Source organism: bacterium, from assembly GCA_040755755.1.
Classification (GTDB): domain Bacteria; phylum SZUA-182; class SZUA-182; order DTGQ01; family DTGQ01; genus DTGQ01.
The window spans coordinates 136,952-155,447 of record JBFLZW010000013.1 but is presented as its reverse complement, the minus strand read 5'-3'; the positions used below and the strand labels follow the sequence as shown (position 1 = coordinate 155,447).

At 52.0% G+C, this 18,496-nt stretch carries 13 protein-coding genes; 6 read left to right on the top strand and 7 right to left on the bottom strand.

Annotation, left to right across the window (positions count from 1 at the left end):
• Window positions 1-426 precede the first annotated feature (426 nt).
• From AB1611_05180 to AB1611_05170, 3 genes are all read right to left on the bottom strand, one after another.
• Window positions 427-1,671: a glycosyltransferase gene (locus AB1611_05180; GenBank protein MEW6378982.1), complete on the bottom strand. Its 1,245-nt coding sequence runs from the start codon at window positions 1,669-1,671 to the stop codon at window positions 427-429.
• Window positions 1,672-1,803: 132 nt separating this feature from the next.
• A complete protein-coding gene (locus tag AB1611_05175; protein MEW6378981.1) occupies window positions 1,804-3,012 on the bottom strand; it encodes a glycosyltransferase family 4 protein in 1,209 nt (402 codons plus the stop codon).
• Window positions 3,013-3,091: 79 nt separating this feature from the next.
• Complete coding sequence (locus AB1611_05170; GenBank protein ID MEW6378980.1) at window positions 3,092-4,090, bottom strand: MraY family glycosyltransferase; 999 nt, start codon at window positions 4,088-4,090, stop codon at window positions 3,092-3,094.
• Between the two features lie 644 nt (window positions 4,091-4,734).
• Between AB1611_05170 and AB1611_05165 the strand changes: the two genes are divergently transcribed.
• The 3 genes from AB1611_05165 to AB1611_05155 all read left to right on the top strand — a co-directional run bounded on the left by AB1611_05165 (window position 4,735) and on the right by AB1611_05155 (window position 6,850).
• Window positions 4,735-5,535: a hypothetical protein gene (locus AB1611_05165; GenBank protein MEW6378979.1), complete on the top strand. Its 801-nt coding sequence runs from the start codon at window positions 4,735-4,737 to the stop codon at window positions 5,533-5,535.
• 128 nt (window positions 5,536-5,663) lie between these two features.
• Window positions 5,664-5,885 carry a type II toxin-antitoxin system VapB family antitoxin gene (locus AB1611_05160; protein MEW6378978.1) on the top strand — a complete coding sequence of 74 codons (222 nt, stop codon included), beginning with the start codon at window positions 5,664-5,666 and terminating at the stop codon, window positions 5,883-5,885.
• 65 nt (window positions 5,886-5,950) lie between these two features.
• The gene (locus AB1611_05155) at window positions 5,951-6,850 is read left to right on the top strand and encodes a DnaJ domain-containing protein (GenBank protein ID MEW6378977.1); all 900 of its coding nucleotides are present in this window, start codon (window positions 5,951-5,953) and stop codon (window positions 6,848-6,850) included.
• 37 nt (window positions 6,851-6,887) lie between these two features.
• On the opposite strand, the gene gatC is transcribed toward AB1611_05155, so the two are convergent.
• The 4 genes from gatC to AB1611_05135 form a co-directional block, all read right to left on the bottom strand.
• Window positions 6,888-7,175, bottom strand: a complete 288-nt coding sequence (gatC, locus tag AB1611_05150) for an Asp-tRNA(Asn)/Glu-tRNA(Gln) amidotransferase subunit GatC (GenBank protein MEW6378976.1) — start codon at window positions 7,173-7,175, stop codon at window positions 6,888-6,890.
• Window positions 7,176-7,237: 62 nt separating this feature from the next.
• Entirely contained in the window at window positions 7,238-9,493 is a 2,256-nt protein-coding gene (locus tag AB1611_05145) for a UvrD-helicase domain-containing protein (GenBank protein ID MEW6378975.1), read from the bottom strand.
• The gene (locus AB1611_05140) at window positions 9,490-10,485 is read right to left on the bottom strand and encodes a lysylphosphatidylglycerol synthase transmembrane domain-containing protein (GenBank protein ID MEW6378974.1); all 996 of its coding nucleotides are present in this window, start codon (window positions 10,483-10,485) and stop codon (window positions 9,490-9,492) included. Before AB1611_05140 ends, AB1611_05145 begins: the two co-directional genes overlap by 4 nt.
• A 47-nt stretch (window positions 10,486-10,532) precedes the next feature.
• A complete protein-coding gene (locus AB1611_05135) occupies window positions 10,533-11,459 on the bottom strand; it encodes a branched-chain amino acid transaminase (GenBank protein ID MEW6378973.1) in 927 nt (308 codons plus the stop codon).
• Window positions 11,460-11,619: 160 nt separating this feature from the next.
• Between AB1611_05135 and AB1611_05130 the strand changes: the two genes are divergently transcribed.
• The 3 genes from AB1611_05130 to AB1611_05120 all read left to right on the top strand — a co-directional run bounded on the left by AB1611_05130 (window position 11,620) and on the right by AB1611_05120 (window position 18,094).
• Entirely contained in the window at window positions 11,620-12,462 is an 843-nt protein-coding gene (locus AB1611_05130) for a pyruvate, water dikinase regulatory protein (protein ID MEW6378972.1), read from the top strand.
• Window positions 12,459-14,387 carry a helicase C-terminal domain-containing protein gene (locus AB1611_05125; GenBank protein ID MEW6378971.1) on the top strand — a complete coding sequence of 643 codons (1,929 nt, stop codon included), beginning with the start codon at window positions 12,459-12,461 and terminating at the stop codon, window positions 14,385-14,387. Before AB1611_05130 ends, AB1611_05125 begins: the two co-directional genes overlap by 4 nt.
• Window positions 14,388-14,818: 431 nt before the next feature.
• Entirely contained in the window at window positions 14,819-18,094 is a 3,276-nt protein-coding gene (locus tag AB1611_05120; GenBank protein ID MEW6378970.1) for a PQQ-binding-like beta-propeller repeat protein, read from the top strand.
• Window positions 18,095-18,496 lie beyond the last annotated feature (402 nt).

The window sequence follows — 18,496 nt, the reverse complement described above, 5'->3', positions numbered from 1 at the left end:
GACTTTCATCAGGACCTTGCCGGATTGGTTGTTCTCTGCGTCTCTGCGTCTCTGCGGGAGATCTTTTTTCCCTGTGTGCTTTGTGTCCTCTCTATATTATAAGCTTGGCTTATGTAAGTGCCATTCGATTTAGGCCTAGTTACTCTATACTCATTGGGAAAGAGAGAAGGTGACCCGGAGTCAGTGCCGGGCGGACAGAGTAAACCGACTATTTCGTTACTTGCAGGGCCTCTTCCGCTTCGCGAGATAATTGCGAGATAATTGAACAGGAATGAAACAAGACTTCGGATAGAGGTAATCTTCACCTGACTCGTCAATGACTCTCAAGTATCCTTCCCTTGCAGCCTCATCGTCAGGCAAGACTTGATAAATCTTCCGCTTTTCTCAATCCTCGCAGTCCCTATTATCTCGGTAAATCGCAGATAGTTACATCCTTGCTTCAAGCACGGATAAATAGCTTCGGGCCACTTCATTCCACTGAGGGAAGGTCGAAAATTTTTCTCTTCCCTTTCGGGCCAGTTCAGCCCGGAAAGAGGGATTCTCTCTGAGGGAGAGAATCTTTTGCGCAGCATCCGCTACCGAATCCACCTGGTAATAGATGGCACTGTCATCGCATAATGCCCGGCTATAGGGCAGGTCCACGGCACAGACAGGCAGTCCGAATCGCATCGCCTCCAGCAGGGGATTACCAAAGCTTTCCTGATAGGAGGGAAAGAAAAGGCCGTCCGCCCACTGGTACCATTTTCTCAGTTGATCCGCAGACAACTCCCCTGCATTGACCACTGCTTCTGATAATCCCTGCCGGTCGATCTTTTCAAGCAGCGCCTGAACGCCGGGCAGCTTCTGGTCCAGGGTTACGATAAAGAGCAGGTCGTCAATCCCCAGGTTTTTAAGATATTCGGCCAGAGAGAGAATGAACTGATGATTTTTATGCGGGTAATAGCGGCTCACATACAACCAGATCATCTTATGGTCAAATACGGATGGCCTGGATGGTTTTTCCTCCCTTCCCTGCCGCAATTCCCTTGCCGGAGTCTCCTCGCCCGCCAGAAGCTCTCCTGCCACTGCATTGGGAATCACGCAAATGCGCTTTTCCTCTACCTTCCAGACGGAAGCCAGTCGCGCTTTCATATAATTTGACTGAACCACAAAAATATCGGCATGCCGGGCAGTCCGGCTGAAGACCCTGGTTTCCAGATACTTCCTCACTTTTGCACCGAGGGAAGGAAGTGAATAGCGGTCAGTATCGACGTAGAAAGAGTTTCGCAGCAGCACCAGGACCGGCACCGGCAATCTGGCCGGGGCATGGTTACCCAGGGCCATGACCGCATCAGCCTGAAAATTTTGAACCATCGAGGGGAACAGAAAAAAGTCAAACCATATCCGCCACAGGGGATTTGCCTTTTTCCATCCGGGAAAAAATCTTACCTCCCACCTCCCCCCAAGCCTCAACTGCTCATAGCCAAATCCCCGGGGAGCCGTGACCAGATAGTGATGACTGGTCTTGAGGCTGGATAAGGCAGCAAGGAATTCTTTGCAGGTGACCAGAGTGCCTGCCGAAGTCAGGTTAATGGCGTTAATTGCAATGCGCATCCTTTCTTCTCCCTGATCACAGATGCTTCCCCATGTTCCCTGTTCCTTCTCTCGATGAGGAAAGATGAAAATAACCATCACCCCCACCCAGCCTCCCCCCTCAAGGGGAGGAGAATTGTGGTTCCTCTCCTATAAGATGGGGACTATCTGTCCGGATCACTAACCACTGGATAACCGGCCACCGACCACTGACCACTGCCTCCTCCCCCTTCAGCATTCGAGCAGCCGTCCGAACTGTTCCAGGGACTGACGCCGGGAAAACCGCTGCTCCAGATACTGCCGGCCGCACAGCCCCTCGCGCGGGGCGATTTCCGGGTGCTGAAGGTAGCTTTCAATAATGGCCACCAGACCGTCAGTATCTCCCGCAGCCACGCTCTGGCCGCACTTTCCCTCCCGCACCAGTCTGGCCGCCTCACCCCGGGGATCTCCGATGAACAGAAGAGGCCTGCCCGCGGCCAGCACACCATAAATTTTACTGGGAAAGACCAGCCCTTCGAGCCGGGGATTCAGAGACACAAGATGAAGGTCCGCAGCACCGAGTACTTCAGCCAGTTTTTCCTGAGGCTGATAGGGAAGAAACCGGACATTGCCAAGTCCGTGGTCCTGGACAAAGTGCTGGACAGGCTTTTTCCTGGCTCCGTCGCCGATCATCAGGAAAGCCAGCCGGTCCTGATGGCGGCTCAGGGCTTTCATGGCAGCCAGAATAGTTGTGAAATCATGGGCCAGCCCCATATTTCCGGAGTAAGCCACGACAAATTTCCCCGACAGACCCTGCTGGACTATAAAGGGATTCTCGGTTTTTGGCAATGGATGTATTCGGTCATCGTCTGACCAGTTGAAAATTATTCTGACCTTGGATGAAGAGATACCGGCGTGCATCAGATGGTTATTCATGCCCTCACTGACTACCACGATCTGATCGGCCTGCTGCAAAATCCAGGTGGACAGCTTTTGCAGCAGGCGGCTCATTTTTCCTTCCGGCTTCAAATATCCCAGATGAATGGCCACCTCAGGATACAGATCCTGAATCCAGTAGATAAACCGGGCACCTTTGATTCGGGCGACCGTCAGCCCTAAGAGAGCGATCAGGGGCGGCGTGGACATGGTCATCACCACCTTCGGCTTGGTAACCTGAAGACAGCGGGCGAGAGCGCCGGGATAGAAGCTCAGGTAATTGCACAGCCTGCTTGATTTACCACCGCGGTTGAAACCTGTTGACCAGCACCGGTGTATGTGCGCTCCACAATAATTTTCCTCTTCCGGGTAGCGGGCTCCTGGATTGGTGTAGCCGCGGTTTCCCGTTACCACATCCACCGGCATTTTCCGTGACCGCAGTTCTCCGACAAGGTCGGTCATCAACTGCGAGGTTGCAGCAAGATCAGGATAAAAAAATTGATTGATTATCAGTAATTTCCCCATATTCCGTCCAGTAAAGAAGTTATCAGTTTTTCAGTTTTTTTCTGGTCACTGACCACTCACTTTTTTCCCTCAAATCCTGTTATCGTTTCCTCTCCCCGATGGTAATTGAACCGGACTCCTGCGCGAGCGGCAGGGGAGCCTTTTCCGGCGAACCCGCGGTTTTCAGGTCAGTCATGTTTTTAACCGACAAACATGAGGCCAGAAGGAACAAAGCAACGATTCTCTGGTTGATCCAGGGCATAAGCGCAATGCAGAGGGCACATCCGGCAAAGATGAGGCACAGACAGTACAGCAGCAGGACAGCCAGCCGATGAGAAAAACCCCGGCTTAAAAGCCGGTGATGAATATGGCCCTGATCTGCCTTGAATATGGAAAGGATTTTATCTCTTAACCTGGTGGTATCCGTGCCTGGCTGGAAGAGACGGCGAAGCACTGCCCACAGCATGTCCATGATGGGAAATCCCAGAACCATGAGCGGCACAGCTATGGGCAGGACTGGATATGCTCTGGCCTGCGCACCCTGGATAGAGAGAAAGGACAGCCAGAATCCGAGGAAAAGGCTGCCTGAATCTCCGAGAAAGATGGAGGCTGGATTAAAGTTATAAACCAGAAATCCAAGAACATTGCCCACCAGAATCAGCGACAGAAAAGCTGCCATGAAATTCCGGTTAGTATGGGCGATGGCAAAAATGGTCAATCCGGCAATGGCTGTTACTCCGGCGGCTAATCCATCCAGACCGTCAATCATATTCAGGGCATTGGTAATGCCCACGATCCAGAAAAAGGTCAAGGGGAGGGAGAGCCACCCAAGGCTCAAGGCACCTTCGCCAAAGGGATTACTCACCAGCCGGATTTGAAATCCACTGGCGATAATTATACTGCCGGCCAGCCCCTGGAAGAGAATTTTCGGTCCAGGCTGGATATGCCTGCAATCGTCGTAGGCGCCAATCCCGATAATGACCAGAGATCCCAGAATCAGACCTGGCCAGCTTCGCAGGTGCGCTCCGAATGACTGACGGATTATTGGAATGAACAGGGCCAGGGCAAGGCACATCCAGAAAGAGCAGAATATGGCCATTCCTCCCAGCAAAGGTATGGGAATTTTATGCACTTTACGTGCATTTGGAATATCTAAGATACCGTTTTTTTGGACTATATTTCTGACTATCGGGGTAACAATGATTGATAACAAGAAAGATAGGATTAATAAAAGTAAATAAATCATTATGTTAATCTTTACCGAGAGCTCGTGGGTATTATTAAACCCTGTATTCAAAGTTTTACTAAAAAGTAAACAAAACAGCCATACAATGAACATATATACATCGGTAAATAAGAAAATATAATGCTCAGTTTTTTATCAAGGGAATTCAATTTGTGGAGGATGCTTGAGGGACCATATACAATTATGAGCGTGAGTTTACTGCATGCGTAGACTTTTTATGGGATAATCTACAATATTTCAATGTATTAGCCGATAGAATCTTGTACACGCCGAATAGATCGCGTCTTTGATTTTTATTTGACTTCGATATTCCAGCCATGTTAATATATACCATCAATATAGTAAATATCCAGCGTTAACCTACTGATATCCAGCATCAGCTTATTCAACAATTTTTTCCCCAGAGATTGAAGGTCTGAGCAGGTTTGTTAAAGAAGGTCTCTTTTTTTATATTTTTGCTTCTTATTATCCATTCTTGTCTGACATCCGCTCAAACAGTGGATATCCCAAGGCCAAGCAGGCCAAGTCATATCAGCTTCGGCCCGGTCCCGCAGACGCAACCGCTCAGCAGTGCCCTGCCTGATGTAGAGGATGAAGCTGTTCGTCAGGCTTCAGGAGCGGTGATGTCAGCATTTGCCCCCTTTAGTCCCTTCTTCGGGGTGCATTCAGCTTATCCCTCTGCAACTTTTAGTCCTGCTTCGATCGAGGCTTTCGGCTATGAAAATGCCTGGCTGCCTGATCTGGCAGCATCAGCCCCCCAAATACCGATGGCTTCCTTCGCCTATCCGCCGCTCAATACATCGGTTGCAATCAAAAGCAGCACCTCCCGGCAGGCACATTACCGGGAAGGGACTGCGCTGGAAGGGCAGTGGATTGCATCCGCCCCGATTGCCGGTCCATCTTTTACACCGCCATCTTCCTCCTCGTTGCCAGGCTTTGGTTTTGCTCCCTCCCCGCTCTTTCTTCCTTCTCAGTATCCTGGCCCTGCACAAAATGGCGTCTTTGCTCCATTTTCTGCGCCACCTTCGCCATCTTCGATGTCAGCCCCGGCCCTGCAGCCAATCATTCCAGTTAATGCCTGTCCCTGGAGGGCAACGGGCGGGCTATCGTTTGGGCTGTCAGCCCTGTATCCATCTTCAATGCCTCCGCTATGGCCAGAACTAGCCTTGCCTTTAGCTCCTCTCGGATATTATGGGTATGGCCCACATGGATATGCTCCTCCTGCTCTCAGCCCTTATCCTTTACCGACTCAACCAAACCTGTATCCTTTTCTTCTCCCCTTTGGGCCAATCTGGTAAGTCCTGGGGGGCTTTCTCCCTGTACCTGGTCCTTCTCCTCATCAATATAATGAGAATTACTGGTCTTTATCTTGATTATACACATACAATGTGTATAATAGAATTAAATACCAAGCCGAGAGAATGGAATGAGAACAACCAGAGACATGAGCGACAGTTTATTGCAGGAAGCCTTTTCTGTCAGCAAGGCCAGGACGAAAAAGGATTTGATCCATGAAGCGCTGCGAGAATATATTAGATTGAAAAGGCGGAAAGATCTTACTGAACTTGCTGGTTCAATCGAATTCTGTCAGGGCTATGATCACAGGGAAATGAGGAACATCTGCAGGGATAAGGGTAGGGTTGACTAACTGCCGAATAAGCTTCATAATTAGTTGAAGCATATGGTATTTGGAGCTACGGGAACGGATTTATCATGAAAAATCAAGATTATTATCAAATCCTTGGGGTCAGTTCTGACGCTTCGGCTGAAGAGATCAAGAAAGCATACCGGCAACTGGCGCTGAAGTATCACCCTGACCGCAATACTGCACCCGATGCAGCCGAAAAATTTAAGGAAATCACGGCTGCTTACGGAGTGCTGATCGATGAAACCAAGCGAAGAGAGTATGACCGGTTCCGGTGCGTTGAGCAGGAGAGCGGCAGCAGAGCCGGATATGACAGCCAGGCTGGATACCGCAGCCAGAATTTTCGATACTCACCGGAAGATATTTTTCGTGACCTGTTCACCAACCCTCTTTACAGTTCCATTTTTCAGGAGCTGAACAGGGAATTTTCACCGAGCGGCTACACCTTTAATGAAAAATTCTTTCAAAGAGTTTTCTCCGGATACGCTCAGATTTTCGTCACCGGCTGGGTCGCCGGTTTTCCCGGCCCTGGTTTTCCCAGGGAATCAGGGAAAAGCAGGGTCAGCCTCAGCGGCAGTTTTGCCGATCTTTTCGGCCTCTCGAAGGAAGAGAGGGAAGATATCCCACCCAAGCTCTCTCCGGTTTCGGCTGGATTAAAGGGCACTGTGCACCATTGGGGGCAGAAACTCAAAGGGATGCTCCTGAACAGGCCAAAGCAAAACTCCAGGACCATCCAGCAGGCTGAGCGTGATCTGGTGTATGAGCTGAGTATTACCCGGCAGGAGAGCGAACAGGGAACCCGAAAAGACCTGGTATTTAATAAGGGTAACTCTACGGAAAGGTTAGTGGTCACTATTCCTGCCGGTATTCGGGATGGAACTAAACTGCGCCTTAAGGGAAAAGGTAAAGTAAACGCGCGGGGAGAAGCCGGAGATATTTACCTTACCATCAGGATCCCTAAACCATAGAACCACAGGAAAGAGGAATACCGCTCGGCAGAGCAGATTATTCAATCACCCTGGGCACGGCAAAAAAGGTATCTTCCCTTTCCGGGGCATTGGCCAGGATATCTTCCGGAGCAGAGGAAGGCTGCACTTCATCCTCTCTCATGACGTTGTGCAGCGGCAGGACATGAGAGGTTGGCGGAACGTCTCCGGTATCCAATTCGTTCAGCTTATCCATATAGAGCAAGATACTGTCCAGTTGCTGGGTAAATAAAGCCTTTTCCTGGTTGGAGAGCTTTAACCTGGCCAATTTAGCTACATACTCTACTTCCTGTACGCTAATCTTCATTGTAACCGTGTCTCCTTAGAAAAATACAATTTAAACAATGCTCGTTTTTTCTAGTGCCTCTCTTATATTTTCCTCAGCCTGGCATATTTGACCAGGAGCTTTTTTCTCAATCCGCCAAAATTCACGGAGACTTTGGTGTTCTCTCCCTCTCCTTCACAGTTGAAGATTACCCCCTCACCCCATTGTTCATGGTAAACCCGGTCACCGGGCTGCAAATTTCCGTTACTTTCAACCGGGTTCTGGAGATAATCCGGCCGGGTTTTGGAAGTGGCAAATTGCTTTTGGAGCTTCTCCGGCTGAGGAGTCATTGAGGGTTCCTTCCGGGTAGAAGGAATGCTTCGATATCCTGCATTTCCGGAGGAAGAAGACCGGTATGCCGCATGGCCCCCACTCAGGTCAAGGAATTCCGGCGGAATTTCCGCGATAAACCGGGATGCCTCCGAGCGCTGAGTATTGCCATAGACCATTCGCTGTTCGGCACGGGTCAAAAAGAGTTTCTTTCCTGCCCTGGTCATACCCACATAGCAGAGCCTGCGCTCCTCCTCAAGTTCCTCCTGCTTGAAGGTGCTGCGGGATATGGGGAACAGTCCCTCTTCCATGCCGATCATGAAGACCACGGGAAACTCCAGCCCTTTGGCACTGTGCACGGTCATCAGGGTTATAGCGCCTGATCCTTCGTGGTATTCATCGATATCGGATAAAAGGCTCACATGGTCGAGGAAGTCCTCCAGGCTGCTGTCCGGATTTTGCTGCTCGAAATGCTTCATTCCGGAGAGCAGCTCTTTTACGTTTTCCACCCGCGACTCGGCCTGATCCGTCTTTTCCTCCTCCAGATAGGCAAGGTAGTCGGTCTCTTTCAGGACAAGATCCAGGAGCTGCGAGATGGTGTGGCTTGTGCGGACATCTCTCCAGTTTTTCAGGGATTGGAGAAACCTCATCAGGTTCTGCTTCTGGGTGGTGTTTAATTCCTGAGTTTCCAGGATGGCGAAAAGCGCCTGAGAGAAGGGAAGGCGGTTTTCATCGGCCAGGGCTTCGATTTTGGCCAGGCTGGTCTGGCCGATTTTGCGGGGCGGCACATTGATGATCCGTAAAATGTTTGTCCGGCTATCGGGGTTTGCAATCACCTTCAGATAGGCGATCAGGTCTTTGATTTCCTTTCGCTCGTAGAATTTGAGTCCGCCGACGATCTGATAGGGGAGCCCATCGTTGCGCAGGGCTTCTTCGATTGTCCGCGACTGGGCATTGGTGCGGTAGAGAACGGCAAAGGAACGGCAGTCGGAAAAATCCGAACGCCGAAGCGCCTGGATCTGCTGACTGATGTAGCGGGCTTCCGCATACTCGTCCGGGGCCTGATAGAGGCAGATTTTATCCCCCTCCTCGTTGTCTGTCCACAGCTCCTTGATTTTCCGCAGACTGTTATGAGCAATCACCTGGTTGGCCGCCCGCAGAATGGTTCTGGTGGAGCGGTAATTCTGCTCCAGCCGGATGGTTCTGGTTTCCGGAAACACCTTTTCAAAACCGAGGATGTTACGAATGTCCGCACCTCTCCAGCGGTAAATGGACTGATCGTCATCTCCGACAACGCAGATGTTCCGGTGCTGCTGGGCCAGGCGGTAAATAATCCTGCTTTGAGCATGGTTGGTATCCTGGTATTCGTCCACCATGATATAGTGGCACCGGTTCTGATACGAGGCCAGGACATCGGGGCATTCCCTGAAGAGTCTGTCGGTAAGCAGCAGCAGGTCGTCGAAATCGAGGGCATGGTCCTCGTTCAACCGTTTTTCGTAAGCCCGGAAGATGCGGGCAACGCGGGATTTAAAAAAGTCTCCTCCGGCTGAATCGGCATACTCGCGGGCAGAGACAAGGTCATTTTTCGCACGCCGGATTTCAGCCAGAACCGCATACGATTGCATGGACTGGGGATGGTCATCCACATCGGCAATGCATCTTTTGATGGTCTTCATCTGATCCTGAGCATCCAGGATGGCAAAATCGCTGCTCATGCCCAGCCGGGATATATGCTGGCGCAATATCCGGACACAGGCAGAATGGAAAGTGCTGATCCATACCTTCAGCCCGTCGGAATGAGACAGCAGGGCTTTCACCCGGTTTTTCATTTCTTCGGCTGCCTTGTTGGTAAAGGTGACCGCCAGAATATTCCAGGGGGAAACATTCTTCTGGGTGATAAGGTACCATATCCGGTAGGTAATGGTCCGGGTCTTTCCGGAGCCTGCTCCGGCCAGGATCAACAGCGGTCCTTCGGTATGCTGCACCGCTTCGCGTTGAACAGGGTTAAGACTGTCAAGAGGAGAATTCATTCCTGCACCACCTCGATCGGCACCTCGGCCGTATTGATTTCCCCGAGTGAAAGGCCTTTCTTCCACAGAAAAAACAGCCCGGCCAGAGATTCGGGGATGTATTGAATCAAGTGGATGACAATGGCATAACTTAAAGCCAGATGTTTATCTTTCACCCCCCCGAGCAGGAGCCCCTTGATGCAGAAGTAGTGAAAGGTGCCGATAAATCCCGGCGAAGAGGGGATGCTGATCCCAAGAAAAATCATGGAGATGAGAAGGAGCAGCTTGGAGAAGGTCAGGGGAATGCCAAAGGCCAGGGCTGCAAAGTAGTAGATTCCCCCCATTGACAGGCCGACAAAGGCCGACAGCAGAAAGACCGCTATCAGATGCCCGCGGCAGTGCAATACCTGCAGGCCCTGCCCGAAGCCATGAATCGACTGCTGCACCCGGTCAGCCATTTTCCGGGAGACCGGCTCGATAAGCCTGCGAATCATCTTGAAAAGCCATTCCTGCCGATGCCGCATCAGGAGCGCAAAGGCAACGAGAATGCCGAATGATCCGGCAGCCAGGGAAATTACATAACCTTTGGCCTGCGGCAGGGGCAGATGCCGGGAGCCGAAGGCCAGGATGAAGAGCAGGGTGAGAATATCGAAAAAGCGCTCGGTAACGATAGTTGCCAGGGATGAAGCTCCACTGATCCCTTCGGTTTTGCTCAGCACAAGGGCCCTGACCACTTCCCCGATCCTGGCTGGCAGGACATTGTTGGCCAGATAGCCGATAGTTGTGACTTCAAATAAATCCGCTGTCCCGATTTTTTTCACCGGATCGAGCAGATACTTCCAGCGCACGGCCCGAAAAAGGGTGAACAGGAAAACAAAAAAAAGCGCCGCCAGAAGATACCCGTATTGAACTTCAGCCAGAGACTTGCGAAGGGCAATGAAATCAATATTCCGGAATACCAGGAATAAACAGAACGCACTGATGAGCAAACCGAGGAGAAATTTCTTTTTCAAAGTCTTACCATACTCCTTCGCCTCCTGCCTTTATGGCCGTGAACCGGTCACTCTCCGACATAGGTGAGCCAGTAGAAAAAGTCCGGATTGCGTCCATGAACGACATCGAAATAGGTTTGCTGCAATTTGCGGGTTATTTCTCCCCGCCTTCCGGATCCGATGGTGCGGCCATCCACCTCCCGGATTGGAGTAACCTCGGCAGCGGTCCCACAGAAAAATGCCTCATCGGCGATATAAAGCTCGTCACGGGTAAACCTCTTGACTACAACCGGGATATTCTCCCTGGCGGCAATCTTCATGACCGAATCGCGGGTAATACCTTCCAGAATATTGTCTACCGGCGGAGTATACACCACTCCATCCCTGACCATGAAGATATTTTCCCCCGGACCTTCGGCAACGAAGCCTTCCTGATCCAGGAGCAGGGCTTCGTCATAGCCATCCTGGATCGCTTCCCGCTTGGCAAGTTGGGAAATGATGTAATTACCGGTCAGTTTGGCAAGATGCAGGCTGATGCCGGCAGACTGCCTGATATAGGAAGAAATCCTGATCCGGACTCCCTTTTCCAGACCCTCCTCTCCCAGATAGCTTCCCCAGGGCCAGACAGCGATCGCCACCCGCACCGGGTTCCCCTTGGCATAGAGCCCCATGGCTCCATCTCCGATAAACAGGATCGGACGGATATAGCCTGCCTCCAGTCGGTTCACCCTGATCGTCTCTTTTATGGCCTCCCGCAAGGCTTCCTTGGAAAAGGGGGAAGTCAACTGGACGATAGCGGCAGAATTCAAAAACCGATCAAGATGCTCCTCCAGCCGGAAAACCGAGGTGCCCTGACTGGTTTTGTAACACCGGATACCTTCAAAAACTCCTAATCCATAATGCAGGGAATGAGTCAATACATGGACCGTAGCCAACTCATAGTCGACAAGGCTTCCATCCATCCAGATCTTTTTGTCTTTATGCTCCATGCACAAGGGTCCTCCGTGATTATTGAGATACCAATACTCCTGACTCCTGACTTTTCGATATTTTATCTTAAATGGTAAATCAGGTATTGTCAATTTTTTTATACCCTTCTCCTTGACCTTTCCTGACCGGGTGGGAGATAATAGAGGGCAGGGAGGAAAGCCTATTGTGAAAAACTTTATTATTTTTGCGGTTTCAGATGGTACAGCCGCAACAGCCAGGACAGTGGTCCAGGCGGTTCTGGCCCAGTTCCCTGATGTGGGAGTGGAAATCCAGGTAAAGCCGCAGATGAAGGGAAGCGCGGATATCAGCCAGGTAGTCTGGCAGGCCCAAGAGGAGCAGGGCATCATTGTCTTTACCCTGGTTTCTCCCAGGCTGCGGGAAGCGATTATTCAGGAAGCCAGGGCAGCCAATGTTCCGGCCATCGACCTTCTCGGCCCTCTGCTTCTGAGGCTGGAGGAACTGTTCAAGGTTACTCCCAGGGGAGTGCCGGGCACATTCAAGTTTTCTCCCTCTGAAGTTGATCCCCGGATCGAGGCCATGAATTTTACCGTGGATCACGATGATGGAAAGAACGTTTCGTCGCTGGATCAGGCTGATATTGTCATTGTAGGGATATCCCGGACCTCCAAGACCCCTTTAAGTGTCTATCTTGCCTCCCGCGGATGGAAAGTGGCCAATGTGCCGATTATTCCGGGCATACAGCCGTTCGACATTTTAAGCCGCATCGACCAGAGGAAGATCGTCGGACTGACCATCGAAGCCGAGCAGCTCGCCAGGATCCGGAAGAGCCGGATGGAGAAATTCAATCTGCCTGTCAAAAACAGCTATTCCGATATCAATGCCGTTCAGAAAGAGGTCTCGTATGCGGAATCTCTCTACCACACTGCGCCTGCCTGGCCGGTGATCGATGTCACGGGAAAATCCATAGAAGAAATTGCTCAGGAAGTCATCATCAGCCTGGCTCAACGCAAGATGGAGAGCCAGAAGCCTGAAGGGACAAAGTCATGAAGACTCTCCAGACCCTTCAGGAACTGGAATGCCTGATCGAGTCCATTCTTGACCGGCAGGGCAAGCTGGCCGGGATGTTCAGCCGCTATGAACACCGGCCCGACCAAATCAGGATGAGTAAGGCCGTAGCTGCATCCCTTGTGGATGACATGCCTCTTCTGGTCGAGGCGGGGACCGGGACGGGGAAAACCCTGGCCTACCTGATCCCGGCGATCGGCAGCGGGCAGAAGGTTGTTATTTCAACCGGCACCAAGAACCTCCAGGAACAGATCTATTTCAAGGATATTCCACTTCTGTCCAGACTGATTCCCAAAAAGTTCCTGGTCTGCAACCTGAAGGGCAGGGGGAATTATCTGTGCCAGAGGCGGTGGAAGGAATTTTCGAGGCATCCCCGGCTGAACGGCAGGCGCGATCTGGACATTTTCAAGGGGATCCAGTCCTGGATCTCGAAAACCAGGTTCGGGGACCGGGCAGAATTGGACTTTCTTGCCGATAACGAGCCCCTGTGGGAAGAAGTCAACTCCAAAAGGGATTTTTGCCTGGGGCAAAAGTGTCCTTTTCACCGGGAATGCTTCATGAACCGGCTGAGGAAGGAGGCAAGTGAAGCGGACCTTGTCATTGTCAACCACCACCTTTTCTTCTCCGATCTCCTGCTCAAAGGGAGCATCCATGGTGAAGTGCTTCCCCGCTACCAGGCGGTCATCTTCGATGAAGCCCATCAGATGGAGGATATCGCCACTGAGTATTTCGGCCTCTCGGTCAGCAATTACCAGATTCAGGAGCTGATCCAGGACACCCGGCGGGAGATGGAAGAGGCGAAAATCACCGATCCGGCCACCAATGATACCCTGAACCTTCTCGGCCAGCGATCCGGGGCTTTTTTTATCAATTTTCCGGCCGGGCTGGAAAAAAAACGGCTGAAATCCCACCTGATCACTGATTTTCTCGGAGAACGATACCGGGCCCTGGCCGATACCCTTGAGCTTTTCACCAGCCAACTGGTGGGGTTGAAGGCCAAATCCGAGCCCCTTCATGCCTGCGAGCGCCGAAGCCGCGAGATTCAGGGTAACCTGCGCTTTATCATGGACATGGCTGATCCGGAATATGTCTACTGGGTCGAAAGCCGCACCAGGGCAGTGTATCTGCACGCCTCGCCGATCGATGTGTCCGCTGACCTGAAACGGCTCCTGTTCAGCAAGATGCGGCGGCTGGTCTTAACTTCTGCCACCCTGTCGGTGGATGGAAAGTTCGACTACCTCAAATCCCGCCTGGGGCTTGAATCCGCAACCGAGCTGGTGCTCAAGTCGCACTTCGATTATACCAGGCAGGCCCTGATTTACGTTCCAACCCACCTCCCCGACCCCCAGCAGGCCGAATTCATTCACCGGGCCGCAGAGGAAATCGAGCGAATCATTACCGTGTCCCGTGGCCGGGCCTTTATTCTCTTTACCAGCTATAAAAACCTCGATCAGATCTACCGGCTGCTCCAGGACAAACTTCCTTATCAGATGCTCCGCCAGGGAGAGCGCCCCAAGACCGCTCTCCTCGAAGAATTCAAAAAAGATGTTCACTCGGTTCTCTTTGCCACCAGCTCTTTCTGGGAAGGGGTGGATGTCCAGGGAGATGCCCTGAGCTGCGTGGTTATCGACCGCCTCCCCTTCGCCGTTCCGACCGAGCCCCTTACGGAGGCCAGGATCGATTTCCTGCGGGAGAGCGGAGGCAATCCTTTTTTGACCTACCAGATCCCGCAGGCCATTATCACCCTGCGCCAGGGCGTAGGCCGCCTGATCCGCAGCCGCGAGGACCGGGGGCTTCTGTGCATCCTCGACCGCCGCCTGCTCACCAAGCCCTATGGCCGGATATTCCTGCAAAACCTGCCTGGTTGCCCTGTCTGTACGGATTTGCAGCAGGTCAGTATCTTTTGAAATTCAGGGTCACCCATTAAACGTGCAATGTACTCCAGTCAGGATTAATACCCGATGGTGTCCTTTACCTTTACTACCTTTACCTTTGTCTTTGTAGTATAGCCGGTTGAGAACCGCTATAGGCAACCATAAGTATCCGGCAAGGGGCTTTCCTATAGATGATTCAGTAAAAATATCCGAAATAATACAGGAAATCGAACTGAATACGATAAATGCTTCATTTGGATTTAGCGGTTCCTATTTGAAATCCCATTACGATAAGGTGACTGCCTGGGCCTCCTCGTGAGCAGTGAGGTGAGAAAAGCTGAGAAAAACTCTCTGAGACAGCAGTGTCGATGAGAAAAACCAGGATGAGCAACATGATCAGGATGAGCAGAAGCAGGATGCCATAAGGTTATAAGGTCAGGGAACATAACAGGAGGGGATAACGTATGGAAGATCATAAGATCAGGTGGTTTTTCGCGGCTTGTGCGGCAGCATCGTGTATCTTTATCTTTGTGCTGGCAGCAGCGCCCGGCCCTGCATCAGCAGCGGGGCTGGCTGGCAGTGCCTGGCCGTGTCTGGGGCATGAGGGAAGGCGCACCGGCCAAAGCCCGTATTCTGGAGCGCAAACCAATTCTTTGCTCTGGAGCTACCAGACCGGGAGCGGGGTTTCCTCCTCACCGGCCATAGGCGCTGACGGTACGGTCTACGTCGGAAGTAACGATGAAAAGCTGTATGCTCTCAGGTCCGACGGCAGCCTGAAGTGGAGCTATAAAACCGGAGGAAAGATTTACTCCTCCCCGGCCATAGGATCGGATGGCAGGGTCTATTTCGGAAGTTACGATGGCGGGGTCTATGCCCTTGATCCGAATGGCAGTTTGAGGTGGAAATATGGAACGGGGAGCGCTATTCATTCTTCACCGGCGATAGGAGCGGATGGCACGGTTTATATCGGAAGTGACGATTACCGGGTTTACGCCTTCGATCCCAACGGCAGCCTGAAATGGAGTTATCAAAACGGGAACAATATCTGGGACGCACCGGCCATAGGAGTTGATGGCTCGATCTATATCGGAGGTAACGACGGCAGGCTCTATGCGCTGAATCCGAATGGCACCCTGAAATGGAGCTACCAGACCGGGGACGGGATATTCTCCTCACCGGCCATAGGTGCTGACGGCTCGATCTATATCGGAAGCAATGATGGCAGGCTCTACGCCCTGAATCCCAATGGCACCCTGAAATGGAGCCACCAGACCGGAGGGTATATCTCCTCCTCACCGGCCATAGGATCGGATGGCACAATCTATGTCGGGAGCGGGGACACGAATATCTATGCCTTTACCCCGGCGGGCAACCTGAAATGGAGTTACCAGACCGGGGGCGGGGTCTTCGACCTGCCAGCCATAGGCGCGGACGGTACAGTCTATTTCGGATGTGGCGATGCCATTATTTATGCCCTTAACCCCAACGGCAGCCTGAAATGGAGCTATCAAACGGGAGGCAGGGTCTATTCCTCACCGGCCATAGGAGATGATGGCACGGTCTATATCGGAAGCGGCGATGGCAAACTGTATGCCTTTGGTGTCAGGGCAAGTGAAAGTCTGGCCAAAAGTGCCTGGCCATGCCGGGGGCACGATGCCAGGCACACCGGCCGCAGCCCTTACCTTGGGGCGCAAACCAATTCCCTCAAGTGGAGCTACCAGATCGGTGCTCAGGTTGGTTCACCAGCCATAGATACCAAGGGAACGATCTATGTTGGAAGCGAGCAGGATAAGGTCTATGCCCTCGATCCCAATGGCAGCCTGAAGTGGAGTTATCCAGCCGGGTATACCTCTTCCACACCGGCTATCGGAGCAGATGGCACAATCTATATCGGAAGCATAAGATATGACAGGATCTATGCCCTTGATCCCGATGGCAGCCTGAAGTGGAGCTATCGAACCGGAGACAGTATATTTTCCTCACCAGCATTAGGGGATGACGGCACGGTCTACGTTGCAAGTGAGCAGGACAAAGTCTATGCCCTCGATCCCAATGGCAGTCTGAAATGGAGCTGCCAAACAGGGGATTATATTTACTCCTCACCGGCATTAGGAAATGACGGCACTCTGTATGTCGGAAGTAATAACGGCAAGGTCTATGCCCTCGATCCCAATGGCAGCCTGAAGTGGAGCTACCAGGCCGGTAACTATGTCGGTTCCTCCCCGGCTGTCGGGGATGATGGCACCATTTATGTGGGAAGCTGGGATGGCAGGCTCTATGCCCTGAGCTCCAATGGCAGCCTGAAGTGGAGTTACCTGACCGGTGGCGGAATCAATTCCTCACCGGCCATAGGAGCGGATGGCACGATTTACGTTGGAAGTTATGACAACAAGGTCTATGCCCTGCATCCCAATGGCAGTCTGAAGTGGAGTTACCGGACAGGCGGGTGTGTCCACTCCTCCCCCGCTTTGGGTGCGGATGGAACGGTCTATGTTGGAAGTTATGACAACAAAGTCTATGCTCTGAATCCCAATGGCAGCCTGAAGTGGAGTTACCAGACAGGAGGCCGGATTGAATCCTCCCCCGCTATAGGAGTGGATGGCACAGTCTATGTCGGGAGCGATGACGGCAAGCTCTATGCCTTTGGTTCTGTTTCCGCTTCTCTTCCGGTGGTTGAATTTACCGCTTCACCGGCGAGCGGAGCAGCGCCACTGAGCGTAGTCTTCAACACCACGAACAGTGGAGGGTCAGTAAGTAGCTGGCTGTGGAACTTTGGCGATGGAGCAAGCAGCAGCCAGATGAATCCCAGCCATACCTACACCGCAGCGGGGACCTATACCGTGAGCCTTACGGCAACAGGGCCGGGAGGAAGCAATACCAAAACCAGACCTTCCTGCATCACGGTGTATGGGCCGCCGGTGGTTGAATTTACCGCTTCACCTGCAAGCGGAGCATCCCCACTTGCCGTGACCTTCAGCGCCACGAACAGCGGAGGGCCGGTGAATAGCTGGCTGTGGAACTTTGGCGATGGAGCAAGCAGCAGCCAGATGAATCCCAGCCACACTTATACCTCAGATGGGACCTACACCGTGAGCCTTACGGCAACAGGCCCCGGCGGGAAGAGTACCAAAACCAGACCTTCCTGCATCACGGTGTATGGGCCGCCGGTGATAGATTTTTCTGTAACACCGGCAAGTGGAGCCGTACCGCTTGCAGTTACCGTGAAAGCCCTGAATACGGGAGGACCGGTAGAGAGCCTGCTCTGGGATTATGGCGACGGAACGACATTTAATCAGACGAGTACCACAGACACCACAGCCGAAATGACCTCGATCTACACCTATACCTCGCCGGGAACCTATACAATCACTCTTACCGCAAGTGGCCCTGGAGGGAAGGCCATTAAAACCAAAGCTGGCTGCATCACCGTGTTTTCTCTTACAGGAACCTGGGTAAACCTTTCTCATTCTCGTCTTATCAAAAGATGGCTGTTGTACGGAGTGCTCAGGGTAAGCAATACTGAGGACAAAAACATCGGCAGTTTTGATATAGCCTTTTACCTTTCCGAGAATGGAACGGATCTGGGGACACTTCTTGGCAAGACTTCCATCAAAAGAGGCTTAAGTGCTGGCATGAGTAAATCGGTTCCGTTTTCTCATGTGTCCCGGACATCCCTGTCCGGAAAGTATATTATTGCAGTAGTGAATGGAGAAACCAAGGTGGCAAAGCAGATTCAGTAGATCCCTTCCCCTCTTCGGAGCGGCGGGATTGATCAATCCCGCCGCGGCCTCCCGACAGCCTGTACTCACTCTCCCGCTTAACCGTTTATGAGGAGTGAGGAATTCTGTTTGCTCATATGGGATACATGGTGCACATCCGATGGCACGTATTTTAAGGATAGAAGAATGATCTCCCGCAGAGACGCAGAGGCGCAGAGAATGACCGAAAATGATATCCTCTGCGTCTCAGCGTCTCTGCGGGAGAAATACAACTTTGACGTGTTGTCTTTCCCATAAGAGCGATTCTGTTTTAACAAATTGGTAATGATCTCTTTTAAGGATTATTTTCCGAGACGGCCGACCTAACAAAAAGGCCGGTATACCGGATTGAAGGTTCACAGAGGTTTGAGACCGGGGGAGGAA